General features: G+C 66.9%; 25 protein-coding genes and 7 pseudogenes. 27 read left to right on the top strand and 5 right to left on the bottom strand.

Annotation, left to right across the window (positions count from 1 at the left end; genetic code table 11):
- Positions 1–42 precede the first annotated feature (42 nt).
- Both AC11WY_RS16880 and AC11WY_RS16885 read right to left on the bottom strand, forming a co-directional pair.
- Entirely contained in the window at positions 43–429 is a 387-nt protein-coding gene (locus tag AC11WY_RS16880) for a hypothetical protein (RefSeq protein ID WP_482927647.1), read from the bottom strand.
- A gap of 63 nt (positions 430–492) precedes the next feature.
- Positions 493–1,695, bottom strand: a complete 1,203-nt coding sequence (locus AC11WY_RS16885; RefSeq protein WP_482927649.1) for an ABC transporter substrate-binding protein — start codon at positions 1,693–1,695, stop codon at positions 493–495.
- Between AC11WY_RS16885 and AC11WY_RS16890 the strand changes: the two are divergent.
- From AC11WY_RS16890 to AC11WY_RS16935, 10 genes and pseudogenes are all read left to right on the top strand, one after another.
- Positions 1,646–2,241: pseudogene (locus AC11WY_RS16890) on the top strand (ATP-binding cassette domain-containing protein). The gene AC11WY_RS16885 and the pseudogene AC11WY_RS16890 overlap by 50 nt on opposite strands.
- Positions 2,238–2,771, top strand: a complete 534-nt coding sequence (locus AC11WY_RS16895; RefSeq protein WP_482927651.1) for an ester cyclase — start codon at positions 2,238–2,240, stop codon at positions 2,769–2,771. Before AC11WY_RS16890 ends, AC11WY_RS16895 begins: the two are co-directional and overlap by 4 nt.
- A 1-nt stretch (position 2,772) precedes the next feature.
- Positions 2,773–4,083 (top strand): histidinol dehydrogenase, encoded by a 1,311-nt coding sequence (gene hisD / locus AC11WY_RS16900; protein WP_482927653.1) that lies wholly within the window; start codon positions 2,773–2,775, stop codon positions 4,081–4,083.
- The gene (locus AC11WY_RS16905; protein ID WP_482927655.1) at positions 4,080–4,454 is read left to right on the top strand and encodes a hypothetical protein; all 375 of its coding nucleotides are present in this window, start codon (positions 4,080–4,082) and stop codon (positions 4,452–4,454) included. Before hisD ends, AC11WY_RS16905 begins: the two co-directional genes overlap by 4 nt.
- A gap of 33 nt (positions 4,455–4,487) precedes the next feature.
- Complete coding sequence (locus AC11WY_RS16910) at positions 4,488–5,105, top strand: ester cyclase (RefSeq protein WP_482927657.1); 618 nt, start codon at positions 4,488–4,490, stop codon at positions 5,103–5,105.
- Positions 5,102–5,236 (top strand): annotated as a pseudogene (locus tag AC11WY_RS16915) (SDR family NAD(P)-dependent oxidoreductase); the annotation flags it as partial. The gene AC11WY_RS16910 and the pseudogene AC11WY_RS16915, both read left to right, overlap by 4 nt.
- Before the next feature lies 1 nt (position 5,237).
- Positions 5,238–5,429: pseudogene (locus AC11WY_RS16920) on the top strand (hypothetical protein); the annotation flags it as partial.
- Positions 5,422–6,066, top strand: coding sequence for an antitoxin of toxin-antitoxin stability system (locus AC11WY_RS16925; RefSeq protein WP_482927659.1), 645 nt, complete (start codon positions 5,422–5,424; stop codon positions 6,064–6,066). The pseudogene AC11WY_RS16920 and the gene AC11WY_RS16925, both read left to right, overlap by 8 nt.
- Before the next feature lie 499 nt (positions 6,067–6,565).
- Positions 6,566–6,748 (top strand): DUF433 domain-containing protein, encoded by a 183-nt coding sequence (locus AC11WY_RS16930; RefSeq protein WP_482927686.1) that lies wholly within the window; start codon positions 6,566–6,568, stop codon positions 6,746–6,748.
- Positions 6,749–6,751: 3 nt separating this feature from the next.
- Positions 6,752–6,919, top strand: a pseudogene (locus AC11WY_RS16935) (DUF5615 family PIN-like protein); the annotation flags it as partial.
- A gap of 419 nt (positions 6,920–7,338) precedes the next feature.
- Here AC11WY_RS16935 and AC11WY_RS16940 read toward each other — a convergent pair.
- Positions 7,339–7,821: a hypothetical protein gene (locus tag AC11WY_RS16940; protein WP_482927688.1), complete on the bottom strand. Its 483-nt coding sequence runs from the start codon at positions 7,819–7,821 to the stop codon at positions 7,339–7,341.
- Between the two features lie 405 nt (positions 7,822–8,226).
- A pseudogene (locus AC11WY_RS16945) lies at positions 8,227–8,712 on the bottom strand (glycine cleavage T C-terminal barrel domain-containing protein); the annotation flags it as partial.
- A 160-nt stretch (positions 8,713–8,872) separates the two neighbouring features.
- On the opposite strand from AC11WY_RS16945, the gene AC11WY_RS16950 reads away from it, so the two are divergent.
- The 4 genes and pseudogenes from AC11WY_RS16950 to AC11WY_RS16965 all read left to right on the top strand — a co-directional run bounded on the left by AC11WY_RS16950 (position 8,873) and on the right by AC11WY_RS16965 (position 10,056).
- Positions 8,873–9,190, top strand: coding sequence for a trimethylamine methyltransferase family protein (locus AC11WY_RS16950; RefSeq protein ID WP_482927661.1), 318 nt, complete (start codon positions 8,873–8,875; stop codon positions 9,188–9,190).
- A gap of 95 nt (positions 9,191–9,285) precedes the next feature.
- Entirely contained in the window at positions 9,286–9,549 is a 264-nt protein-coding gene (locus AC11WY_RS16955; RefSeq protein WP_482927663.1) for a trimethylamine methyltransferase family protein, read from the top strand.
- Positions 9,550–9,554: 5 nt separating this feature from the next.
- Positions 9,555–9,659 (top strand): annotated as a pseudogene (locus AC11WY_RS16960) (hypothetical protein); the annotation flags it as partial.
- A gap of 145 nt (positions 9,660–9,804) precedes the next feature.
- Positions 9,805–10,056, top strand: coding sequence for a hypothetical protein (locus AC11WY_RS16965; protein WP_482927690.1), 252 nt, complete (start codon positions 9,805–9,807; stop codon positions 10,054–10,056).
- Between the two features lie 366 nt (positions 10,057–10,422).
- On the opposite strand, the pseudogene AC11WY_RS16970 reads toward AC11WY_RS16965, so the two are convergent.
- Positions 10,423–10,859, bottom strand: a pseudogene (locus tag AC11WY_RS16970) (IS3 family transposase); the annotation flags it as partial.
- Positions 10,860–11,016: 157 nt separating this feature from the next.
- Here AC11WY_RS16970 and AC11WY_RS16975 point away from each other — a divergent pair.
- The 13 genes from AC11WY_RS16975 (at position 11,017) to hypA (ending at position 22,812) form a co-directional block, all read left to right on the top strand.
- Positions 11,017–12,345, top strand: coding sequence for a sensor histidine kinase (locus AC11WY_RS16975; RefSeq protein WP_482927665.1), 1,329 nt, complete (start codon positions 11,017–11,019; stop codon positions 12,343–12,345).
- Positions 12,342–13,340 (top strand): NADH-quinone oxidoreductase subunit B family protein, encoded by a 999-nt coding sequence (locus AC11WY_RS16980; protein WP_482927666.1) that lies wholly within the window; start codon positions 12,342–12,344, stop codon positions 13,338–13,340. Before AC11WY_RS16975 ends, AC11WY_RS16980 begins: the two co-directional genes overlap by 4 nt.
- On the top strand, positions 13,337–14,755 hold the full coding sequence (locus AC11WY_RS16985; RefSeq protein ID WP_482927667.1) for a nickel-dependent hydrogenase large subunit: 1,419 nt from the start codon (positions 13,337–13,339) through the stop codon (positions 14,753–14,755). Before AC11WY_RS16980 ends, AC11WY_RS16985 begins: the two co-directional genes overlap by 4 nt.
- Positions 14,756–15,028: 273 nt before the next feature.
- Positions 15,029–16,129 (top strand): hydrogenase small subunit, encoded by a 1,101-nt coding sequence (locus tag AC11WY_RS16990; RefSeq protein WP_482927668.1) that lies wholly within the window; start codon positions 15,029–15,031, stop codon positions 16,127–16,129.
- 3 nt (positions 16,130–16,132) lie between these two features.
- On the top strand, positions 16,133–17,923 hold the full coding sequence (locus AC11WY_RS16995; protein ID WP_482927670.1) for a nickel-dependent hydrogenase large subunit: 1,791 nt from the start codon (positions 16,133–16,135) through the stop codon (positions 17,921–17,923).
- Between the two features lie 13 nt (positions 17,924–17,936).
- On the top strand, positions 17,937–18,518 hold the full coding sequence (locus AC11WY_RS17000; protein WP_482927672.1) for a HupE/UreJ family protein: 582 nt from the start codon (positions 17,937–17,939) through the stop codon (positions 18,516–18,518).
- A 10-nt stretch (positions 18,519–18,528) separates the two neighbouring features.
- The gene (cybH, locus tag AC11WY_RS17005; protein ID WP_482927674.1) at positions 18,529–19,254 is read left to right on the top strand and encodes a Ni/Fe-hydrogenase, b-type cytochrome subunit; all 726 of its coding nucleotides are present in this window, start codon (positions 18,529–18,531) and stop codon (positions 19,252–19,254) included.
- Between the two features lie 273 nt (positions 19,255–19,527).
- Positions 19,528–20,133, top strand: coding sequence for a HyaD/HybD family hydrogenase maturation endopeptidase (locus tag AC11WY_RS17010; RefSeq protein WP_482927676.1), 606 nt, complete (start codon positions 19,528–19,530; stop codon positions 20,131–20,133).
- Positions 20,134–20,454, top strand: a complete 321-nt coding sequence (locus tag AC11WY_RS17015; protein ID WP_482927678.1) for a HypC/HybG/HupF family hydrogenase formation chaperone — start codon at positions 20,134–20,136, stop codon at positions 20,452–20,454.
- A 9-nt stretch (positions 20,455–20,463) separates the two neighbouring features.
- The gene (locus AC11WY_RS17020; RefSeq protein WP_482927680.1) at positions 20,464–20,838 is read left to right on the top strand and encodes a thioredoxin domain-containing protein; all 375 of its coding nucleotides are present in this window, start codon (positions 20,464–20,466) and stop codon (positions 20,836–20,838) included.
- 11 nt (positions 20,839–20,849) lie between these two features.
- The gene (locus AC11WY_RS17025) at positions 20,850–21,680 is read left to right on the top strand and encodes a hydrogenase expression/formation protein (RefSeq protein ID WP_482927682.1); all 831 of its coding nucleotides are present in this window, start codon (positions 20,850–20,852) and stop codon (positions 21,678–21,680) included.
- Positions 21,677–22,471 (top strand): [NiFe]-hydrogenase assembly chaperone HybE, encoded by a 795-nt coding sequence (hybE, locus tag AC11WY_RS17030; RefSeq protein ID WP_482927684.1) that lies wholly within the window; start codon positions 21,677–21,679, stop codon positions 22,469–22,471. The genes AC11WY_RS17025 and hybE overlap by 4 nt, the downstream gene beginning before the upstream one ends.
- Positions 22,471–22,812, top strand: a complete 342-nt coding sequence (gene hypA / locus AC11WY_RS17035; RefSeq protein WP_482927222.1) for a hydrogenase maturation nickel metallochaperone HypA — start codon at positions 22,471–22,473, stop codon at positions 22,810–22,812. Before hybE ends, hypA begins: the two co-directional genes overlap by 1 nt.
- Positions 22,813–22,829: the final 17 nt, after the last annotated feature.

A 22,829-nucleotide genomic window follows, 5' to 3' on the forward strand; every position in this document is an offset into this window, starting at 1 on the left:
ATCCTCAGTTTGCCGACCAGACCTGCCCGCGATCCCGCGAAATCACTGCCCACCTCCGCGTGAAATCACTGCCCGGGATCGCGCGAAATGCGTGCCCATGATCCTCTGAAACCCCTGCCCACCATCACGCGAAACACGCAGATAGGCCCGGGCGACCCCGGCATTGGCCAGATGTGCGCGGTCAAGGTAGGTGCCCAACCCGTTGAAGCGGCCCAGCGGATGTTCGGTCCGCACCTTGGCCGTGGCCTCGGCATCGACCGTCGAGGATTGGGTGCAGCCGAACGGCCCGCAGTTCTGCGTGCTGACCACGACCTGCTCGGGTTCCACGAACAGCGACTGCGCCAGGACCGAGGCGATCGGCAGCGCGATGAACAGGACCATCGCGGCCAGCGATGGCAGGATGAACCAGAAGAAGGTGCGGCGCTTCATGAGTCCGGGCGTCCGTGCTGAGGCAGGGCGGCCCGAAGGCCGCCCCGCGTCGTCGGCGTCATGTTACTTGAGGAAGCCCTGCGCCTTGGCCGCCGTGGTATAGGCGGCCTCGATGCCGGCCAGCGCCTGATCGGCGGTTTCCTTGCCCTGGAAGAACTGCGGCAGCCCGTCGCCCAGCGACGTGTGCATCAGCCCGATGTAGGGCAGCATCGGATAGGGCTGCGCCCCCGCCTTCAGCGATGCGACCACCCCGGCCGAGGTGTTCGTCGGCTCGTAGCCCTTCACCAGCCAGACCGAGTCCGCGCTGTGCGGCAGGATGTTCTCGGGCGAGATCGCGTGCATCATCGCCACGAAGGTCGCCTCGGCATCCGCGTCGGAGACATTCCTGGCGACCGCGAAGCCGTCCCACCACAGCGTGGTGGCCGGGATGCTGCCGCCGCCCACGGTCGGCGCGCCGGCCAGAACGGTGTTCGCGATAATCTCGGGCGTCGAGCCCTTTTCGTCAAGGATCGCGCCGCCGCGTGAACCCCAGAGGGTGGCCACGGCAAGCTTGCCGCCTTCCCACAGCGCCTGCGTCGCGTTCGAGTCGTAGGTGAGATAGTCGGGGTTCGAATAGGCCATCAGATCCTTCAGCATCGTCAGCGTCTTGACGCCCGTCGGATTGTCGATTGCGGCCTCGGCGGTGCCCGGCTTGAAGAAGGTGCCGCCCTCGCCGATGTACATGTTCACGAATTCCTCGGCCAGGTTCCAGCCGGATTTCGTGTTCAGCGCGAAGGGGTAATCCGTAATCCCCGCCGCTTTCACCTTCTTGGCGACGTCGAGCCCCTCTTCATAGGTCTTCGGCGGTTGCAGGCCGAGCTTCTCGAGGATGTCCTTGCGGTAGAACAGGTGCTGGGCGTTCATCATGAACGCCACCGCCATCACCTTGCCGTCGATGGTGATGAGCTGCTGCGGCTGAAGGTCCGCACCGTACTTCTTCACCAGGTCGTCGAGCGGGCGGATCAGGTTGCCACCCAGCAGCGGCACGATCGACGACGTGGTGACATGCACCGCCATGTATTGCGCGGGGTTCGCGGTCAGCGCGGCAACCTGCAGGTTCTCGTATTCGGTGGTCGGGTTCGCGGTGACCGCGACACCGGCACAGGCCCTGGCCCCCGCAACGACATCCTGAATGGCCGGAAAGTCGTTGCCAAGGAAACTGACGGCCCCGGCCTTGATGCCGCAGCCCGCATGGGCACTGGCCGTGGCCGATCTCGACCTGACCATTGCGGACCGCGAGTTTCTGGTGCTGCTTGGCCCCTCGGGCTGCGGATGATTGCCGGTCTGGAACAGGCGACCGAAGGCGATATCCTGATCGACAGGCGCCGGGTGAACGGGCTTGACCCGAAGGACCGCGACGTGGCGATGGTGTTCCAGAGCTACGCGCTTTACCCCAACATGATCGTCTACGAGATCATCCGCTTTCCGCTGAAGGTGCGGCGGGCCGACCCGGCGGAACATGACGCGCGCGTGCGCCGCGCCGCCGACCATGTGCGCATCCCCGGCATTGCCGCGCCCGACGGCCCCGTCACCCTCGGGTTCCGGGCCGAGGATGCCGCGATCGGGCAAGCGGGCGAGATCGCCGCGCCGATCTACACGCTCGAACTTCTGGGCGATGCCACCATGGTCACCGTCAAGGCGGGCGGCGCGCTGGTCGCGATCAAGGCCCCCAAGGATTTTCGCGCCGAGATCGGCGACCCGGTTGCGGCCCGCGTTCCCGCCGCGATCTGCCACCTCTTCCACCCAACCACCGGAGAAAGGCTTTCCCGATGAAAGGCTCGCGCCCCGAACAGGCCGCACTGTCGCGCGGCACCGACATGACCCGGACCGAGGCGACCCGCGCCGTGATCGAGGGCATGGTCGACGGCCTGAACGACCACCGCATCGACGACATCGGCCAGTATTTCACCGAAGGCTTCCGCTGGATGGGCAACTCCGGCTGCGGCAGCAAGACCGGGCTGAAGGAATTTCAGGACAACTGGCAGCGCCCGTTCCAGGCGGCGTTCTCCGACAAGGTCTGCGTCGACGAGGCGCGGCTGTTCATGGGCGAATGGGCCGCCGCCTTCGGTCGGCAGGAGGCCACCCATTCGGGCGAGTTCATGGGCATCGCGCCGACCGGCAAGCGGGTCGAGATCCGCTATATGGATTTCTGGAAGGTCGTCGATGGCCGGATCGTCGACAACTGGGTGATGGTGGATTTCCCCTATGTGATGGCGCAACTCGACGTTGACTGTTTCGGTGGTCACGGCTGGGAAGCCTATGATCGGGGTGAGAAGGTGCCGCCACAGCCCGGGGTGGCCTGACATGGCTGTGATTCCTCTCAAGCGCGGCAAGCCCGAGGTCGAGCGCGCCGAGGACGACGCGCGTGTCCGGGCAGCGGTCGAGGCGGCACTGGCCGATATCAATGCGCGTGGCGATGCGGCGGTGCGAGAGATGGCGGCGAAGTTCGACCGTTACGCGGCGCCGAGTTTCCGCCTGTCCGCGTCCGAGATCGAGGCCGCGATGCAGAAGGTCGCCGCGCGCGACATCGCCGATATCCGCTTCGCCCAGACCCAGATCCGCCGTTTCGCCGAAGCGCAGCGCGCCAGCCTGACCGACATCGAGGTGGAGACGCTGCCGGGCGTCATCCTCGGCCACCGCACCATTCCCGTGCAGTCGGTCGGCTGCTATGTGCCCGGCGGCAAGTTCCCGATGGTGGCCTCGGCGCACATGTCGGTGCTGACGGCCGCGGTGGCGGGCGAGCCGCGCATCATCGCGTCGGCGCCGCCAGTGCAGGGCGCGCCGCATCCGGCCATCGTGGCCGCGATGCATCTGGGCGGCGCGCATGAAATCTATGTGCTGGGCGGCATTCAGGCGGTGGGGGCCATGGCGCTTGGCACCGAAACGATCCGGCCGGTCGACATGCTGGTGGGCCCCGGCAACGCCTTCGTCGCCGAGGCCAAGCGGCAGCTTTACGGGCGGGTGGGCATCGACCTGTTCGCCGGGCCGACCGAAACCATGCTGATCGCCGATGACACGGTGGATGCGGAGCTTTGCGCGACCGACCTGCTGGGGCAGGCCGAACACGGCTACAACTCGCCCGCCTGCCTGATCACCACCTCGCGCGCGCTGGCCCTTGCCACCCTGGTCGAGGTGGACCGCCTGCTGGCGATCCTGCCCACGCGCGACACCGCAGCGGTCAGTTGGCGCGACTTTGGCGAGGTGATCCTGTGCGACACCCACGACGAGATGCTGAGCGTCGCCAACCAGATGGCCTACGAGCACGTGCAGGTGATGATCGACCGCGACGACTGGTATCTGGCCAACATGGTCAACGATGGCGCGCTGTTCCTCGAGGCGCGCACCAACGTGGCCAACGGCGACAAGGTGATCGGCACCAACCACACCCTGCCCACGCGCCGCGCGGGCCGCTACACCGGCGGGCTCTGGGTCGGCAAGTTCTTGAAGACGCACAGCTATCAGCGCATCGTCATGGACGAGGCCGCGGCCCTGGTCGGCGAATACGGCAGCCGCCTCTGCCTGCTCGAAGGCTTCGTGGGCGATGCTGAACAGTGCAACATCCGCGTGCGCCGCTATGGCGGGCGCAACGTGGGCTATGGGATGGCGGCGGAATGAGTGACGTGCTGCAGGACGCGAAGGCCCGTGCGCTGGCCCTTTGGGCCGCGGTTGACGCGGCGGCGCCCGAGGGGATGGCCGCCGCCTGCCGCACGCATCTGCCCGCGGGCTTCCGCTGGCAGAGCCCGGCGCCCGTTGGCGACCTGCAGGGGCCGGATGCGCTGGCCGACACGTATCTTGCGCCGCTGAAACGCGCGATCCCCGATCTGGCGCGCCAGACCCACATCTTCAAGGCGGGTGTGTCGAACGGGCGCAAGGACGGAACCGGCGACGGCGCCGTCTGGGTGGCCGCCACCGGCTACATGACCGGCACGGCGGTCGGCGATTTCCTTGGCATCCCGCCCGGCCCGCGCCCGCTGCGGCTGCGGTAGGGCGAGTTCCTGCGGCTGCACGAGGGCCGGATCGTGCAATTGCAGTTCCTGCTGGATTTCGCCGACTGGTTCGAACAGATCGGCCGCCCGGTTCTGCCCCGCCCCAGGGGCGTGCCCTTCGTCTTTCCCGCCCCGACCGGCCACGACGGCATCCTGTCCGGCCCGCAGGACGCGGCCACGTCGACGGAAACGCTCGATTTTGCGCGGGTGTTCATCTATGGCGGGCTGAACCGGTTCGACCGGTCGGACCTGTCCAGCATGGGTATGGCGCGGTTCTTTCATCCCAATCTCAAGTGGTACGGGCCGGGCGGCATCGGCGGCTGCCTGAGCCTGAAGGAGTTCGAGGACTTGCATCAAAGGCCGTGGCTGGCGGCCTTTCCCGACCGGCAGGTGCAGGATCTCGACAACCTGATCGCCGAAAACCGGCTGGTGGGCGCCTCAAGCTTTCCCGGCGTGCTGGCCACCCACACCGGCCGCTATCAGGACACCCCTGCCACCGGCACCAAGATCGCCTTCAACGGCATCGACTTCTGGCTGAAGACCGGCGGGCAGTTCACCGAGAACTGGGTCTTTGTCGACATGATCGATCTGTTCAACCAGTTCGGCGTCGATCTGTTCGCGCGGATGAAGGCGCAGGGGGGCAAGGCGTGACCCTGCCGCGCACCCCCTCGTTCCGGCTTGATGGCCGCCGCGCGCTGATCACGGGCGCCTCGTCGGGGATCGGGCGCTCGGCGGCGGTTGCGCTGGCCGAAGCGGGCGCCGAGGTGACGCTGACCGCGCGGACGCCTGGCCGAAGAGATCAACCTCACCGGTCTCTGGGGTTTTGAACATGCCAACACCTGTTCACGCCCCCGGCTCGACGCTTTTGGCGGCGGTGCACATCTCATCGACCTTGGCGCGCGCAAATCCATCGGCTGGACCAGCACCCACGAATGGCTGGCCGCCGCGCTGACCGGGGAGGGCGCCGATGCCTGAGATCATCTACACGACGGTCTATCAGTTCCCCGAACTCTCCGACGTCGCCAAGGAAAAGGCCCGCAGCTGGTATCGCGAACTCGGGCCCCATGACGATTGGTGGGACGCGGTCTACGAGGATTTCGAGCGTGTCTGCGAAATCCTCGGCATCCGCCTGAAGACCACGCCCGTCCGCCTGATGGGGGGCGGCGCGCGGTCCAAGCCCTGCATATGGTTCTCCGGGTTCTGGAGCCAGGGCGACGGGGCCTGTTTCGAAGGCTACTGGTCCCATGCCAAGGGCGCGACCGCGCGCATCCGGGACTATGCCCCGACGGATTCGGCGCTGCACAGCATCGCCGACCGTCTGCAGGTCCTCCAGCGGCGCAACTTCTACCAGCTTGCTGCCGAGGCCAGCCACCGAGGACGCTACTCCCACGAAAACACCATGTCCGTGGATGTCACCCGGGACAGCCCGACCTGGCAGCCGCCCACCGAGGATGCCGAGGAGACCGTGACCGAGGCACTGCGCGATCTCGCCGGATGGCTCTACCGCCAGCTTCAGGCCGAATATGACCACCTCACTTCGGACGAGGCCATTGAGGAGGGGATCATCGTCAACGCGTACACCTTCACCGCAGGAGGGCGGCGGTTTGGATGAACAGGCCCGCGGACTGGCCTGTCCTTGCTTTGAGCGCCGAAGTCGCCTATATATCTTTCCTGATCGGGGAGAAATTATGCCAGCTGAACTCACCATCAACGAAGCAGCCCATCTCGCCGGTGTATCGACCAAGCTCATCGAGAAGTCGGTGGAATCTGGTGTCCTGCGCGCAGAAAAGGTGACCGATGGCTTGACGCGGAGGCTGACTCGCCGCCTGCCTCTGGCTGCCGTGCCATTCCTGTCTGTGATCAACGACGAATGGCTGCGCGACCTACCGGTCGCGCGAAAGCGCCGCATCTGGATGTTTATCAGCCGTAGCCGCGTGGCTGCTGATGCAAGGCTTTCCGATGTGCGGCTCAACGATTCCATCACCCTGGACATCGAAGGTTTGGCGGGCGCCCGTACCCGTCTGGCCTATGCATATCGGGCTGCACGTGACGCCCACCTTGTCTCGGATGAGGCGATCCTCGGCGGAACGCCTGTCATTCGTGGCACTCGGATGACAGTCTATGCGGTTCTTGGACGCCTTGAAGGCGGCGACTCGATCGCCGATCTGTGCGAAGACTACCCGGACATCCCGAAAGCGGCTTTTCATGCTGCCGCGACTTATGCCAAGACCCACCCGCTGCGAGGGCGGCCTGCGGGAAGACCGTGGCTTCCGGAAGCCGCCGTCCGGCATTAGGGCATGCATTTCTTCATCGACGAGTGTCTTTCCCCGCAGGTTGCAGCACGTCTCAATGAAACTGGTGCTCATACCGCTGTTCATCCACGAGATATCGGGCGACGCGGTGATCCCGATCATGTCGTGCTGAAAAATGCCATCGTTGAGGACCGGATTATCGTCACCGAGAATGCCCGGGACTTTCGAGGCCTTGTCGGAAGAGAGGACCTGCACCCGGGTCTTTTCATCCTGCCCTGTGTTTCGCGAGATCAGTGCTTGCAGCTTATGATGACTGCGATTGCATTTCTTGAGACGGAGGCCGCTCGAACCGACGAGGCGCCGGCCGATCATATGGTGAATCGGGTGATAGAGGTCGATGCTGCAGGGCGATCCGCGCGCCGTCGCGCTGAAGTTGGCGCGATCGGCAGGGAACTCCGACAACAGCTTCGGTGCATCGACGGCGGTGAACCTGTCCATCGTCAACGCTGCAACGGCGACCACCATCAGCACGCCGAGAATCCCGTTGCGCCAGCGCGGATCATGGGTTTCATCGAAAATGTTGGCGCAGGGCGCCTGAACGATCCTGAGGCCGACCGGAAGGCACAGGCCGATCAGCAGCACCGTGCCCGCCTGGCCTGCGGCAGCTTCAGCCGCCGCGCGGCTGCGTTCTGCCGCGTGCGCCTGGTTGGTGGCCATCGTCTCGAACGGCGTTGCGTGCTGCCCGCTTGCTTCGCGGCGGCCGCCTTGTCGGCAAAACCGCTTGCGGTGGCGAACTGGCTGGCCGCGCGGCGCGCGAGGTCGCCGCCGAGATCGCCCCAAAGCCCGCGCCCGATCTGCACCAGCGCGACGGTTTCGGGAATGAGAAAACCCCGCAACAGCCCCCACACGCCGCGCGTTGCCGCCCAGACCGGGCCGAACACCGCGGCGGCGGCGTTGAACTCCAGCGGGATGAACCCCGAGGATTCGTGGATCCGGCGGAAGGCTCTTGCGTCGTAGCGGCCAAGGCGTCCGGCAAACCGGGCGATGGACGCATCCAGCGCGTGATGGCCGCCTTCGACCTCGGAGGCGGCCGTGGCCTCTGGATGCGCCAACATGTCCCTCCCTGAACGCCGGGCAGCAGGGCGTGTTTGGTGACGATCCCGACGCTGACCCCGCCATCCACGATCAGGATCGGCACGTCGGTGGCGATCGAGAGGTCAATGAGATGGTCATGGTCCGCATCGGGCGGCGCTTGCCGGGCGCCGTCAAGTGATCCCGCATGGCAGGCCACCGGCGCCATGATGGAATGCGCCCTGATCAGGTGCAGCCTGGAAAGGCCCGGCCTTCCAATCCGTCATCACTCGGCGGAGCATGGGGGGCTGATCCGGTACTCCTTCTTGAACTCGCGTGAGAGCTGCGAAGGCGTCTCGAACCCGCAGGCCAGGGAAATTTCGAGAAGCGGAAGGTGGCTGGACGCGATCAGAAGCCGCGCCCGGCGCAGCCGGAGGCCGCGATGGTATCGTTGCGGCACGGGAAAAGTCGGGTTCGACGAAGCCCAGGGCACTGTTCTTTCCAACCCGGTGGCCCCAGTCGGCAGAGGTCACGGCGCCGACGACGCGGCCGCCCGACAGGCTGCTGTCGCCGCCTTGCGCGGGGGCCTGGGTACAATCGAGCACCAACAATAAGAGGGTGCGCCGCGACGGCGACGCCGCCAGCGCCGCCGTGCCGACGAACGCCGGTTTGTCGAGCTTGACGAAGCGGGCGAGGTTGGAGTCGAAGGGGGTGAATTCGATGACCAGATCGGCCTTCCCGTGGCGATGGCGCTTTTCCAGCCGCATCGATTCCGCGGCATGGGGTCCGAACAGTCGCAATCCATGCACCGCTCCGTCGATGGTGGCGGTGATGGGGCCGTTGACGATGGTGTGGCTCCCGACCTCCTGCAGGGCGGGCATCCGCTGGAAGACGTTGTCCAGCACCGGCATCACGCGGTCGGTATCGTCGGGGCAAGGCGAAGTCTGCCGCCTGCCGTGAACCCCTGTCCGACGGGCCAGCTTGGCGGGGCCTACAAGCCCTGACGGATGCCGCGATGCGGGCCATCCATGATACCGCGCTGCGTCTGCTCGCCGAACTTGGGAAGGGCGAGGTGCCCGAGGTCTGGAGCGTCAGTTGCTGGCCTGCGGCGCACAGAAGGCCGACGACCGCATCCATTTCCCGCGCAAGATGGTCGAAACAGAAGCCGTCGCCGTCATGCTGGCCTGCAGGGAGCACGGTCTGCCGCTGTCGTGCATAACGGCGGCGCAGTCGGGGGCCACCGCCCCGGCAACGCTTGCCGGATTTCTGGCGCAGTCGCTGGCCGAGACCCTCGGCAGTCTGATCATGGTCAACGTGTTCAAGCCCGGCGATCCGATGGTATTCTCGAACTGGCCGCTGGTGATCGGCCTGCGTACGGCGCCTTTGTCGGCGGCGGCGAGATTTCGGTGTTGAACGCCGCCGCGGCGCAAATCTCGACTTGGATGGGGCTACCGTCCGGCGTGGCCTGTTCGACGACAGACGCCAAGGCTATCGACGCGCAATAGGGGGTGGAAAAGGGAATCTTGGCGCTGGCGGCAGGTCTGGCCGGGGGCAGCCTGATCGACGAGTCGTCGGGGGTGATGGCGTCGCTGCTGGGCGCCAGTTTCGAGGCGTTGATCCTGGATGACGAAATGCACTTGCTGCTCTACCGCAGGATCCGGGGCATCGAGGTCAACGAAGAAACCCTCGCCTTCGATGCAATCTGCGAAGCGGTTCCGGCTGCGAAGCGGTTCCGGGTTCCGGCCATTTCCCCGGTGGTGCCCGCACCATAGCGGCAATGGAGCGGGATTGCTTCTATCCCAGGATCGCGGACCGCGATGCGCCGGTGACCTGGGCCGAAAAGGGCCAGCCTGATGCCTGGGGGCGGGCGAGAGCCAAGGCCAAGCAGGTTCTGGCGACGCACCATCCCGCGTATCTGACCCCCGAGGCCGCGGCCCGCATCCAGGGCGGCGTCAACATCCTGCTGGAGGCTTGGGCGATGGTTGCCCTATCCCGGCAGGATCGTCAGCGCATCCCCGATCCAAGGCATGGCAAGATGGCCGGGGTCGACCACTTGCGCGCGCAGGAATCCCGCCGGCGTAGAGATCGCCCAGCCCGCACCGCTGGCGATCAAGCCGAAGATCGTCGCGGCAACACCGCTGCCGTTTCTCGATATGCGCGACGTCACCATCGCCCGCCTGCGGGCCGTGATGGCGGGCGGAGCGCGTATCGGTCTGCTCGCCTCGCCCGCGCCGCGTCGGTCCCGCGCCCAGAGCGACCATCTTGCCGCCGCGGCATGATCCCCGTCTGGCCACGGGACGAGGCGCCGACGCTCGCGCTGATCCGGGCGGCCAAGGCGGGCGATACCGGGCCGACCGCGCAGCGCGCGCTGGCCGATCTGGCCGTGGCACTCGCCCCCAGATGCGACCATCTGATTGTTGCCTGCACCGAATTGTCGCTGCCGCCATCAGGCTGGACCGATGCCTGGTCTCGGCCATCGAGGATTCTTCGCGAGGCGACGGCGTTGGTGATGTGGCGCCCGTTTGCGCGGACTTCAAGCGGGTTGCTTCGAGCCATGTGCCGGAGCGGAAAAAGGGCCTGCCAGCGAACGGACCGGCAAGCAAAGGACCACGCGACGTCACGCGACCGGGTCGGCAGGGTGCTCAATAAACGAACCCCTTCCAGGTTGCGACATTGGCAAGATCGCTGACCCAAAGCATGTTTGGCGCGGGGCGAGCGATTGGGTCGAGCACAATGGCACCCGGAACTGCCGGTTCACCTTGTTCTGCGGGCATGGCGCCCGCTTGCCTCGCACGGCCGACTTCGGAGTCTTGCCACGGATAATCCCTTCAATTCGCATGGCCTTCATCAGCCGCGCCACCGTGCGGCGGGCGACGTCGAAACCCTCCCGCCGCACCGGCCGCCAGACCTTGCGCCCGCCGCAGACCCGCCCGTTCTTCTCGAACACCCGCTGGATAGGGGCGCGAAGTTCCTCGTCCCGTTTGGCGCGATCCGACAGGCGCGTCGGGTCAATCCGCCGCGCCGGGTGATCATAGGAGGTGGCTGGGGCGATCGGCAACCTGTCGCAGATCGGTTCAAGACCAGATCCGCGACGGGTCTATCCTTCGCGATCCGTGCGACGGGGCCGGAGTGGTCCGCGCAGGAGCCTGCTCCGGAACAGCGGAATTTGCCATTTTGAGCGGCTGCGCTTTCCAATTGCCGAGTCTCGGGTTTATGCTGCCCAGAAAGGGGAAGCCCCCATGGCCACGACCTTCGGCAAGAATCTGCACAAGCGCGCGGCGGGGTTTTCCGATGCGGCTTGGCTTGACGTGCTGAGCGCGGTCGAGGGAACCTATGCCGATCTGGTGGTTTATCAGGAGCGGTTGGAACGCCAGAACGCCGAACTGGAGGGGATGCGCGCCTTTCTCGGCTCGATCCTTGCGTCGGTGTCCGACATCCTGATCGTGGTCTCGCGCAATGGCAAAGTCGAGGAAACCAGCGCCTCGGTTTCGGCCCGCGCCGGGCACAGGGCGCAGGCGGGCATGGCGCTGACCGATCTGTTCGATGCGCGCGACCACGCCGCGCTGACCGCCGCCTTGCAGCGCGCCGCCGCCGAGCGCAAACCGGTGACGCTTGAGGCGGGGCTGCTGACGATCGACGGCGCGACCCCGGTCGAGCTGAACCTGTCGCCCCGTTTCGACGACCGTGGGCGCGCTGCGGGCATGGTGCTGCTGGGGCGCCCGGTCGGCGAACTGCGGCAGGCCTACGCGCAACTGGCGGAAAGCCATGCCGAACTCCAGTCCGCGCAGGCGCAACTGGTGCGCGGCGAAAAACTGGCCTCGCTGGGCCGGTTGCTGGCGGGGGTGGCGCATGAGCTGAACAACCCGATCAGTTTCGTTTATGCCAATACCCACGCGCTTGACCGCTACGCCGCCAAGTTCGAGACCTACTTCGAGCGGGTTCAGCAGGGCGCCAGCCGCGAGGAGCTCGTGCGCCTGCGCGAAGAGCTGAAGCTCGACCGCGAGGTGCGCAACCTGCGCGACGCGGTCGAGGGCGCGCGCGACGGCGCCGAGCGGGTGCGCGACATCGTCGAGGACCTGCGCCGCCTCTCGTCGGACGGCACCGGCGACATCGTCGCCTTCGATCTGGTTGAATGCACCCGCGTGGCGGCCAACTGGGTGATCCGCGGATCGAAGCGGCAGGTGACGCTAACCTTCGCGGGCGCGACCGTGCTGATGGCGATGGGTCGGCCCGGCCATATCCAGCAGGTGGTGATGAACCTCGTGCAGAATGCGCTCGACGCGATGGAGGACCAGCCCGACGCCGCGATCGAGATCACCCATCTGACCGAGGGCGACCGCGCGATCCTTCAGGTGCGCGACAACGGCCCCGGCATTGCCGCCGCCGCCGCCGCCGCGATCTTCGATCCCTTCTTCACCACCAAGCCGGTCGGTCGCGGCACCGGCCTCGGCCTGTCGATCAGCTACAAGATCGCCGAGGAGCATGGCGGCACGCTTCGCCTGTGCGAGACCGACGGGCGCGGCGCCTGTTTCCGCCTGTCCCTGTCCCTGCCGCCGGAAGCGCCATGACGACCAACGTGCTGTGGCTGCAATCGGCGGGATGCGGCGGCTGCACCATGTCGCTGCTGTGCGCCGAAGATCCCAACGTCTTCGATCTGCTCGACGGTGCCGGGATCAGGATGCTCTGGCACCCCGCGCTGAGCCTTGAGACCGGAGCCGAGGTGCGCGCCATCCTTGACGCCATCCTGACCGGGGCCGAGCGGCTTGACGTGCTCTGCGTCGAAGGCTCGATCACGCGCGGCCCGAAGGGCACCGGGCGCTATCACATCCTGTCGGGCACCGGGCGGCCCATGCTCGACTGGGTGCGCCAGCTTGCCGACGTGGCGCGGAATGTCGTCGCCGTCGGCTCCTGCGCGGCTTTCGGCGGCATGACCTCGGCGGGCGGCAACCCCTCGGACGCGGTCGGCCTGCACTACGAGGGCGCGCATCCCGGCGGTGCGCTGCCGGCGGAGTTCCGATCCGCGTCCGGGCTGCCGGTGATCAATGTCGCGGGTTGCCCGACTCACCCCGGCTGGGTGACGGAAACGCTGTTGATGCTGGCCGATGGCAGTCTGACCGCCGCGGCGCTCGACGGCTACAACCGGCCACGCTTCTATGCCGATACGCTGGTCCATCATGCCTGCCCCAAGAACGAGTTCTACGAATACAAGGCCTCGGCCCGACACCTGTCGGAAATGGGCTGCCTGATGGAGCATCTGGGCTGTGTCGGCACGCAGGCGGTGGGCGATTGCAACATCCGCCCCTGGAACGGCGAGGGCAGTTGCACCCGCGGCGGCTATCCCTGCATCGCCTGCACCGCGCCCGAGTTCGAGGAACCGCGCCACGCCTTCAGCGAAACCCCCAAGATCGCGGGCATCCCGGTCGGCCTGCCGTCGGATATGCCCAAGGCCTGGTTCATGGCGCTGGCGTCGCTGTCGAAGGCGGCCACACCGCGCCGGATCGGCGTCAACGCCACCGCCGACCGGTTGCTGGTGCCGCCGACGCTGCGAAAGCCCAAGGCATGAGCGACCTGCTGGTCGGGCCCTTCAACCGGGTCGAGGGCGATCTGGAAATCCGGCTGGAAACCGATCACGGCCGGGTCACGCAGGCCTTTGTCAACGCGCCGCTGTTTCGCGGTTTCGAGCGGATGCTGGAAGGCAAGGATCCGCGCGACGCGCTGACCATCACGCCGCGCATCTGCGGCATCTGCTCGATCAGCCAATCGGCGGCGGCGGCGCGCGCGCTGGCGGCGGCGCAGGGCGTCACGCCCACGCCGCAGGGCGCGCGGGTGGCGGCGATCATCCACGCGGTGGAAAACCTCGCCGACCATCTGACCCATTTCAACCTGTTCTTCATGTGCGATTTCACCCGGCCCATCTATGCGCCGCATCGCTGGCACGGTCGCGCGGTGCGCCGGTTCACCGCGATGGAAGGCTCGGCGGTGCGTCAGGCCGTCGAGGCGCGGGCGGCCCTGCTGCACATCCTCGGGCTGCTGGCGGGCAAGTGGCCGCATACGCTGGCGATCCAGCCGGGCGGCGTGACCCGCGCGCCAAGCCTGCGCGACAAGCTGCGCATCGAGGTCTCGTTGCGCGCCTTCCGGCGCTATCTGGAGGAGGTGCTGTTCGGCGCCCCGGTGGAAGATTTCGCGGCGCTGACGACGCCAGAGGCGCTGATGCGCTGGGGCAGCGGCGATTGCGGGCTGTTCATCGAGATCGCGGAAGACGTGAAGCTTGACGCGATGGGGCGCGGGGTCGGCCGCTACATGTCCTTTGGCGCCTATGCGCTGGAGGATCGCCCGGCCTTCGCTGCCGGTCTGTGGAACGGCGGTCTGCGCCCGCTCGACACCGCGGCGATCGCCGAGGACCTGAGCCACGCCTGGATGCTGGGCGCCACGGCGCACCCCGCGCAGGGCCGCACCGAGCCCGACGACGACATGCGCGCCACCGCCTATAGCTGGTGCAAGGCGCCGCGGCTGGCGGGCCGCACCGTCGAGGTCGGCGCGCTGGCACGGCAGGTGATCGACGGCCATCCGCTGGCGCGCGCGCTGGCTGGCGGGGGCGTGCTGGCCCGCGTCGCCGGTCGGCTGATCGAGATCGCGCGCACACAAGTGTTGCTGGAGGAGTTGACGCAGGGCCTGACCCCCGAGGCGCAGTTCATGGCGCACGGCAAGCCTGCGTCGGACGGCGCGGGCGAGGGCCTTGTCGAAGCCGCGCGCGGGTCGCTCGGCCATTGGCTGCGCATCGAGAACGGGCGCATCGCGGGTTACCAGATCATCGCGCCGACCACCTGGAACTTTTCGCCGCGCGATGCGGGCGGCGTGCCCGGCCCGGTCGAGGCGGCGCTGGTCGGCGCCGAAGTGCGCGAAGGCGAAACGACGCCGGTTGCCGTGCAGCATATCGTGCGCAGTTTCGACCCCTGCATGGTCTGCACGGTGCATTGAGCGAAGGTCATCCGCATCGGGTGCGCGCGTCGCAACCCGGCCCCGGTGGAAACCGCCTGACCGGCGAGGGCGGCGCGGCGGTCAGAGACTTGCCGTTCCGGGGCCGCCCGTTTTCCCATATTTGAACATCAACACCCTGATTTAAAGACATAAAAACGACGTCTCTCGAAAACGGGATATTGTTCACCCCGGACGACCCCGCATCCCCCATACCGATAGGAACCACGCGCGGCGGCCCTTCGAACCGGCCTGCGCCACAGAGGGGAGGACGCCTTGCCAGATATCGAAACCTTCTATGACGTCATGCGCCGTCAGGGCATCACCCGGCGCAGCTTCATGAAATACTGCTCGCTGACGGCGGCGGCGCTCGGGCTGGGTCCGGCCTATGTGCCGAAGATCGCCCACGCGATGGAGACCAAGCCGCGCACGCCGGTGATCTGGGTCCACGGGCTGGAATGCACCTGCTGTTCGGAAAGCTTCATCCGCTCGGCGCATCCGCTGGCCAAGGATGTCGTGCTGTCGATGATCTCGCTTGATTACGACGACACGCTGATGGCCGCCGCCGGTCATCAGGCCGAGGCGGCGATGATGGACACCATCGAGAAATACAAGGGCAACTACATCCTCGCCGTCGAGGGCAACCCGCCGCTGAACGAGGACGGGATGTATTGCATCATCGGCGGCAAGCCCTTTGTCGAACAACTCCGGATGGCGGCCGAGCACGCCAAGGCGATCATCAGCTGGGGCGCCTGCGCCTCTTACGGCTGCGTGCAGGCGGCAAGCCCCAACCCGACGCGGGCGACGCCGGTGCACAAGGTCATCCTCGACAAGCCGATCATCAAGGTGCCGGGCTGCCCGCCGATCGCCGAGGTGATGACCGGGGTCATCACCTACATGCTGACCTTCGACCGGCTGCCCGAGCTTGACCGCCAAGGCCGCCCGCTGATGTTCTATTCGCAGCGCATCCACGACAAATGCTATCGCCGCCCGCATTTCGACGCGGGCCAGTTCGTCGAGCACTGGGACGACGAGAACGCGCGCAAGGGCTATTGCCTGTACAAGATGGGCTGCAAGGGGCCGACCACATACAATGCCTGTTCCACCGTGCGCTGGAACGAGGGCACCTCGTTCCCGATCCAGTCCGGGCACGGCTGCATCGGCTGTTCCGAAGACGGGTTCTGGGATCAGGGCGGGTTCTACAACCGGCTGACCACGATCAACCAGTTCGGCATCGAGGCCAACGCCGACCAGATCGGCGCGGTGGCGGCAGGGGCCGTCGGCGCCTCGGTTGCGGTTCATGCTGCGGTCTCGGCGCTGAAGCGGGCGCAGAAGAAGACGCAGGACAAGACACCTTCAGAAAAGACGGAGGCCTGAGCGATGGGCGCGACACCGAACGGCTTCAACCTCGACACCGCCGGGCGGCGCATCGTCGTCGATCCGGTGACCCGGATCGAGGGCCACATGCGCTGCGAAGTGAACGTGGACGACAAGGGGTTCATCCGCAACGCGGTTTCCACCGGCACGATGTGGCGCGGGCTGGAAGTGATCCTGAAGGGCCGCGACCCGCGCGACGCCTGGGCCTTCACCGAGCGGATCTGCGGCGTCTGCACCGGCACCCACGCGCTGACCTCGGTGCGTGCGGTCGAGGATGCGTTGCAGATCAAGATCCCGGAAAACGCCAACTCGATCCGCAACATCATGCAGTTGAACCTGCAGATTCACGACCACATCGTGCACTTCTACCACCTGCATGCGCTCGACTGGGTGAACCCGGTCAACGCCCTGAAGGCCGACCCGAAGGCGACCAGCGAGTTGCAGCAGGCGGTCAGCCCCTCGCATCCGATGTCGAGCCCCGGCTATTTCCGCGACGTGCAGAACCGGCTGAAGAAATTCGTCGAGTCGGGCCAGCTCGGCCTGTTCAAGAACGGCTACTGGGACAACCCGGCCTACCTGCTGCCGCCCGAGGCCGATCTGATGGCGACGACGCATTATCTGGAGGCGCTGGACCTGCAGAAGGACATCGTGAAGATCCACACGATCTTCGGCGGCAAGAACCCGCATCCGAACTGGCTGGTGGGCGGCGTTCCCTGCGCGATCAACCTGGATGGCGTCGGCGCCGTCGGCGCGATCAACATGGAGCGGCTGAATCTGGTCAGCTCGATCATCGACCGCTGCATCGAGTTCGTGAACAACGTCTACGTTCCCGACGTGATCGCGATCGGCGGGTTCTACAAGAACTGGCTCTATGGCGGCGGATTGTCGGGCAAATCGGTGATGGCCTATGGCGACATCCCAGAGAATGCCAACGACTACACGGCCCCCAACCTGCTGATGCCGCGCGGCGCGATCATCAACGGCAACCTCAACGATGTGCAGGATGTCGATCAGCGCGACCCCGAGCAGATTCAGGAATTCGTCGATCACTCGTGGTATTCCTATGGCCAGCCCGGCAAGGGGCTGCACCCCTGGGATGGCGTGACGGACCCGAAATACGAGCTGGGGCCGAACGCCAAGGGAACCCGAACGAACATTCAGGAAATCGACGAGGCGGCGAAGTATTCGTGGATCAAGGCGCCGCGCTGGCGCGGCAACGCGATGGAGGTCGGGCCGCTGGCGCGCTACGTCGTGGGCTATGCCAAGGGTCACGAAGACATCAAGAACCAGGTCGACGGCCTGTTGGGGGTGATGAAGCTGCCGCTGTCGGCGTTGTTCTCGACGCTGGGTCGGACCGCGGCGCGGGCGCTGGAGGCGGAGTACTGCACGCGGCTTCAGAAGCATTTCTTCGACAAGCTGATCAGCACGATCAGGAACGGCGACAGCAATACCGCGAATGTCGAGAAATGGGACCCCTCGACCTGGCCGAAAGAGGCCAAGGGCGTCGGCGCGACCGAAGCGCCGCGCGGCGCGCTGGGGCACTGGATCCGCATCAAGGACGGTCGGATCGAGAACTATCAATGCGTCGTGCCGACCACCTGGAACGGCAGCCCGCGCGACACCGCGGGCAACATCGGCGCCTTCGAGGCGGCACTGATGGACACCTACATGGAACGCCCCGACGAGCCGGTCGAGATCCTGCGCACCCTGCACAGTTTCGACCCCTGCCTTGCCTGCTCGACCCATGTCATCTCGCCCGACGGATCGCCGCTGACCACCGTCAAGGTTCGCTGAAAAGGAGGAACCGATGAAACGACTTCTGTCTTCCCTTGTGGCCCTTGCCACGGCAGCCCCGGCCTTTGCGCATCCCGGCCACGGGCTCGCCTCGGGCTTCGTGCCCGGCCTGATCCATCCGCTGACCGGCGCCGACCATCTGCTGGCCATGCTGGCGGTCGGGCTGTGGTCGGGCTTCGCGCTGCCACGCCGGGTCTGGATCGGCGCCGCGACCTTCATGACGGCGATGCTGGCGGGGGCCGGGCTCGGCTGGGCCCAAGTGCCGTTGCCGGGTGTCGAGGCGGTGATCCTGGCCTCGGTGGTGGCGATGGGGCTGTTGACGCTTGGCGCCCGATCCGACCAGCCCGGCGCCCTGACCGCGCTGTCGCTGGCCGCCATCGCGACCTTCGCGGCCTTCCACGGCCATGCCCATGCCAGCGAGGCGACCGGGGCGGCGGCCCTCTTCGTCGCGGGCTTCCTGATCTCGACCGGCGCGCTGCATCTGGCGGGGATCGGGCTGGCCCATGCGGTCGCGCGCAGTCGGCAGCCGCAGGCGTTGCAACGCCTGATCGGCGGCGCCATCACCGTTTCGGGCCTCTGGCTCGCGTTCGGATGAGGGGCGCGCCATGACCACGCAAAGCACCAATCCGACCCCCGCCGCGATGCCCGGCGCCGTCCGCCAGACCTCGGTCTATGTCTACGAGGCGCCGGTGCGGATCTGGCACTGGGTCAATGCCGCCGCCATCGTCACGCTGATGGTGACCGGCTATCTGATCGGCTCGCCGCCGCCGACCTCGGGCGCGGGCGAGGCCTACAACCAGTTCACCTTCGGCTATATCCGCTTCACCCATTTCACCGCGGCGATGATCCTGACCGTCGGCTTTGCCGGCCGGATGTATTGGGCGGTGGTGGGCAATCATCATGCCAAACAGCTTTTCATGCTGCCGGTCTGGCGCGGGCAATGGTGGCGCGAGGTCTTTACCGAACTGCGCTGGTATCTGTTCCTGGAGTCGAAGCCGAAGAAATACGTCGGCCACAACCCGCTGGCGCAACTGGCGATGTTCTTCTTCATCACGCTGGGCATGCTGTGGATGATCGTCACCGGCTGGGCGCTTTATGCCGAAGGCGCGGGCGAGGGAAGCTGGCCCGATTTCTTCTTCGGCTGGCTGCGCGGCTGGGTCCACAATTCGATGCGCATCCACACCCTGCATCACCTCGGCATGTGGTGGATCGTGATCTTCATGATCGTCCACATCTATGTCGCGATCCGCGAAGACATCATGAGCCGCCAGTCCATCGTCTCGACGATGATCTCGGGGCACCGGACGTTCAAGGACGACGACCCGGAATAGGATCGGCGGCCGGGCTTCAGATCGGGGCGTGCTTCGGCGCGTCCCGATTGCATTGCAAGAGTTGTTTGCGGACATCATGCCAACTGGAAAGAGAGTAGCCGGTTTGGTTATCGGAAATCTGCGGGAAATCCGAGATTTATGAAGCAAAAGCATATATTTAGCAGAAAATCGGAAGGCTGCCGGAATTGCCGTCTAATACGCTGATGAAAGCCATACTCTCAGCGGAAAGGGCAGGGCGAACACCCGCCATTCACGCGCGAAAGGGGGGACGCAATGACCGGCATTCTGATCTTGGGGATCGGCAACGTTCTGTGGGCCGACGAGGGCTTCGGCGTCCGTTGCGTCGAGGCGCTGGCGGATCGCTGGCGCTTTTCGCCCGAGGTTCGTCTGCTCGACGGCGGCACGCAGGGCCTGTACCTGCTGCCCTTTCTGGAAGAGGCCGACGCGCTTCTGGTCTTCGACGCCATCGACTATGGCCTGCCCCCCGGCACGATGAAGCGGATCGAGGGCGACGCGGTGCCCGCCTTCATGGGCGCCAAGAAGATGAGCCTGCACCAGACCGGGTTTCAGGATGTGATCGCCACCGCCAGGCTGATGGGCTACTGCCCGGACCGGCTGGTGCTGATCGGCTGCCAGCCGGAGGAGTTGGAGGATTACGGCGGCGGCCTGCGCCCGGCGATTGCCGCGCGGATCGACACCGCGCTCGACATGGCGCTCGATGTGCTGGCGGGCTGGGGCATCCGGCCCGCGGCAGGTCCGAGCCATGCGCCCGACCTGGCCGATCCGGCGATCCGCCGGGCCGCCTACGAACAGGGCCGCCCGACCGAAGCCGCCGCCTGCCGCACCGGCGACGCGCGGTTTTTCCCGGAGGGCGCCTGAATGTGCCTGGGTGTGCCGATGCAGATCCTCACGATCGACGGCATCGCCGCGATGGCCAGCGATGGCGAAAGGGTCGAGATGATCGACCTCAGCCTGCTGGAAGATCCGCAACCCGGCCATTGGGTGCTGACCTTTCTGGGCACCGCGCGCGAGGTTCTGACCGAAAGGCAGGCGGCCGAGATCACCGCGGCGCTCGGCGGTCTCCGGGCGCTGATGCAGGGCGGCGACCTCGGCAGCGCCTTCGCCGATCTGGAGGCGCGGGCGCCGAGCCTGCCGCCGCATCTCGAAGCCGCGCGTCAGGCCGGCAGGACGCAGGGGTAGGGAGCGACCATGCACACGCTGATCGAGCGACTTGTCACCGCGCTGGGCTGGCCGCTGCTGGGCGATCCGGCGGCGCTGGCGGCCCATCTTGCCGCGCCGGGCACGCATTGCCTGTTCGTGCCCGGCGACGCCGCCCGCAATCTGGAAACCGCAGACGCAGCGGTGATCCTGCCCGAGTTGCGCCAGGCCTTTCAGGGCCGCTTCGACTGCGCCGTGGTTGGCGACGCGATCGAGGCGCGGCTGCGCGAAACCCATCAGGTGCTCAAGACCCCGGCGTTCATCTTCTTCCACGGCGGCGCGATGATCGGCGCCATTCCCAAGGTGCGCGACTGGGATGACTACCTGGCCCGCACCAGCCACATCCTTGGCCTTGTCCCCGCGTAAGGAACCCGTCCATGCCCGCGACGTTTCAACTTCCGCCCACCGGCTTCGGCCCCGGCTCGCAGCCCGAGGACGGCGAGCTTGATTTCATGGCGCTGCCCTCGGGGATGCGCACCTATGCGCCGCATCTGCCCGAGGTCGATGACCCGGATTCGGTCGCGCCCGCGCTGGCCACGCTGAACGACATCGCCGAAGCCTGCGACACGGCGGCGGCCACCGGGCGCGGCGCGGGGTTCGACCTTAGCCGCATGGAGCCCGCCAGCCGCGCCCTGATGGCCGAGACGCTGGGGCAGGGCGAGGTTGCAATGAAGCTGCGCGGCATTCCGGCGCTGGCGGTGCAGGAAAGCGTCTTTGCCGGGGTCTGGATGCTGCAAGGCGCGGGCGTCGACCGGATCGAGGTGGCGCCCGTTCCCCTGCAGGCGGTCTCGCGCGCCTTCAACGCGCACCGACCGGCGGCGGGCACGGCGGCGCGGCTTGGGCCCGGTGTGATAAACGCGCCGCCGATCCTCTCGGAATTGCTCGACAAGGCCGCCACCTGGGGGCCGGGCGCCGAACCGCATGTCGTCAACCTGACCCTTCTGCCGCATACTGAAGCAGACCTTGCCTACCTTGCCGAGGCGTTCGGCGAGGGCGCGGTCACGATCCTGTCGCGCGGTTACGGCAACTGCCGCATCACCGCGACGGCGCAGGCCAACCTCTGGCGGGTGCAGTATTTCAACTCGATGGATGTGCCGATCCTCGACACATTCGAGGTGACCGCGATGCCCGAGGTCGCGCTTGCCGCGCGCGAAGACCTCGAAGACAGCGGCGCGCGCCTCCGCGACGTGCTGGAGGCGATCCGATGAGCGGTTTCGAGGGCTCCTATCTGGGCGCGAACGACCGCATTTCGGCGGCGGCGATCATGGAATGCAAGATCTGCTGGACGCCCTACGACCCCGCTGAAGGCGACGATTTCCGCCAGGTCTCGCCGGGCACCCCCTTCTCGGACCTGCCCGACGACTGGTCCTGCCCCGGCTGCGGCGCGCCAAAGGCGCAGTTCATGGTGCTGGAAGACCCCGGCAGCCCCGAGGCCGCGATCCTGACCGACATCGCCACCCGCACCGGGCGGCTGGTCGCGGATTTCGTCGAGGTCCATCACGCCAAGATGCGGGATGTTCCGCTCGTGAACCATGCCCTGCATGTGCAGGCGGTCGGTTTCCGGCTGCACGAAGGCCGCCCGCTCGGGGTGCTGGTGGCGCCCTGGTTCATGAACCTCGTGATGCTGCCCGCGATGGGCGAGGACTGGTCGGCGCTGCGGCCGGGCGCGAAGGAGGTGATCGGCTTTCCCTCGGGCGACTATGAGTTCCTGCACAACATCCGCGAGACGGTGGGCGGCTACAAGGCCTGCTCGCTGTTCTCGCCGATGCAGGATTTCGCCAGCCAGGCCGCGGCGGTCGAGGTGGCGGGCGCGGTAATGGCGGCGCTGTTCGATGGGGCGGCGCGCGACGGCACCGACCGCGCCGCCGAGATCAGGGCGGCGCGCGAAGCCGCGGTGACGGCGGCGCAGGAGGCCGAACCGGCGGCGGCGGAGGCCCCGGACGAACTGCCGACCCGGCGCGCGGTGATCTCGGTCGGTCTTGCGGGCGACGGCCGCTGATGCATGAGATGTCGTTGGCGGAGGGGATGCGTCAGATTGTTGTGGCTCAGGCGCGGGCGCATGGGTTTACGGCGGTGCGGGTGTTGCGGCTGGAGATCGGGCGGTTTGCGGGGGTGGAGAAAGTGGCGCTGGCGTTCTGTTTCGAGGTGGTGATGCGGGGCAGTCCGGCCGAGGGGGCGAGGCTGGAGATGATCGATCTGCCGGGGGTGGCGATGTGCTACGACTGCCTGCGGGAGGTGCGGATCGACGACCGGCTGGATCCCTGCCCGCTGTGTGGTGGCGGGCGGCTGGTGCCGGTGGCGGGCGACGAGATGCGGATCAGGGACATGGAGGTGGTGTGATGTGCACGGTATGCGGA

The organism is Solirhodobacter sp., from assembly GCF_964715405.1.

What these genes read in the sequence shown, in the direction of transcription:
- AC11WY_RS16995 (WP_482927670.1), top strand. Translation starts at nt 16,133, where the DNA reads ATGGGCGCGACACCGAACGGCTTCAACCTCGACACCGCCGGGCGGCGC.
- AC11WY_RS16980 (WP_482927666.1), top strand. Translation starts at nt 12,342, where the DNA reads ATGACGACCAACGTGCTGTGGCTGCAATCGGCGGGATGCGGCGGCTGC.
- AC11WY_RS16975 (WP_482927665.1), top strand. Translation starts at nt 11,017, where the DNA reads ATGGCCACGACCTTCGGCAAGAATCTGCACAAGCGCGCGGCGGGGTTT.
- AC11WY_RS16895 (WP_482927651.1), top strand. Translation starts at nt 2,238, where the DNA reads ATGAAAGGCTCGCGCCCCGAACAGGCCGCACTGTCGCGCGGCACCGAC.
- cybH (WP_482927674.1), top strand. Translation starts at nt 18,529, where the DNA reads ATGACCACGCAAAGCACCAATCCGACCCCCGCCGCGATGCCCGGCGCC.
- AC11WY_RS16940 (WP_482927688.1), bottom strand. Translation starts at nt 7,821, where the DNA reads ATGTTGGCGCATCCAGAGGCCACGGCCGCCTCCGAGGTCGAAGGCGGC.
- AC11WY_RS16880 (WP_482927647.1), bottom strand. Translation starts at nt 429, where the DNA reads ATGAAGCGCCGCACCTTCTTCTGGTTCATCCTGCCATCGCTGGCCGCG.
- hybE (WP_482927684.1), top strand. Translation starts at nt 21,677, where the DNA reads ATGAGCGGTTTCGAGGGCTCCTATCTGGGCGCGAACGACCGCATTTCG.
- AC11WY_RS16985 (WP_482927667.1), top strand. Translation starts at nt 13,337, where the DNA reads ATGAGCGACCTGCTGGTCGGGCCCTTCAACCGGGTCGAGGGCGATCTG.
- AC11WY_RS17020 (WP_482927680.1), top strand. Translation starts at nt 20,464, where the DNA reads ATGCACACGCTGATCGAGCGACTTGTCACCGCGCTGGGCTGGCCGCTG.
- AC11WY_RS17015 (WP_482927678.1), top strand. Translation starts at nt 20,134, where the DNA reads ATGTGCCTGGGTGTGCCGATGCAGATCCTCACGATCGACGGCATCGCC.
- AC11WY_RS17010 (WP_482927676.1), top strand. Translation starts at nt 19,528, where the DNA reads ATGACCGGCATTCTGATCTTGGGGATCGGCAACGTTCTGTGGGCCGAC.
- hypA (WP_482927222.1), top strand. Translation starts at nt 22,471, where the DNA reads ATGCATGAGATGTCGTTGGCGGAGGGGATGCGTCAGATTGTTGTGGCT.
- AC11WY_RS17000 (WP_482927672.1), top strand. Translation starts at nt 17,937, where the DNA reads ATGAAACGACTTCTGTCTTCCCTTGTGGCCCTTGCCACGGCAGCCCCG.
- AC11WY_RS16925 (WP_482927659.1), top strand. Translation starts at nt 5,422, where the DNA reads ATGCCTGAGATCATCTACACGACGGTCTATCAGTTCCCCGAACTCTCC.
- AC11WY_RS16905 (WP_482927655.1), top strand. Translation starts at nt 4,080, where the DNA reads ATGAGTGACGTGCTGCAGGACGCGAAGGCCCGTGCGCTGGCCCTTTGG.
- AC11WY_RS16965 (WP_482927690.1), top strand. Translation starts at nt 9,805, where the DNA reads ATGGCAAGATGGCCGGGGTCGACCACTTGCGCGCGCAGGAATCCCGCC.
- AC11WY_RS16930 (WP_482927686.1), top strand. Translation starts at nt 6,566, where the DNA reads ATGACAGTCTATGCGGTTCTTGGACGCCTTGAAGGCGGCGACTCGATC.
- hisD (WP_482927653.1), top strand. Translation starts at nt 2,773, where the DNA reads ATGGCTGTGATTCCTCTCAAGCGCGGCAAGCCCGAGGTCGAGCGCGCC.
- AC11WY_RS17025 (WP_482927682.1), top strand. Translation starts at nt 20,850, where the DNA reads ATGCCCGCGACGTTTCAACTTCCGCCCACCGGCTTCGGCCCCGGCTCG.
- AC11WY_RS16885 (WP_482927649.1), bottom strand. Translation starts at nt 1,695, where the DNA reads ATGGTCAGGTCGAGATCGGCCACGGCCAGTGCCCATGCGGGCTGCGGC.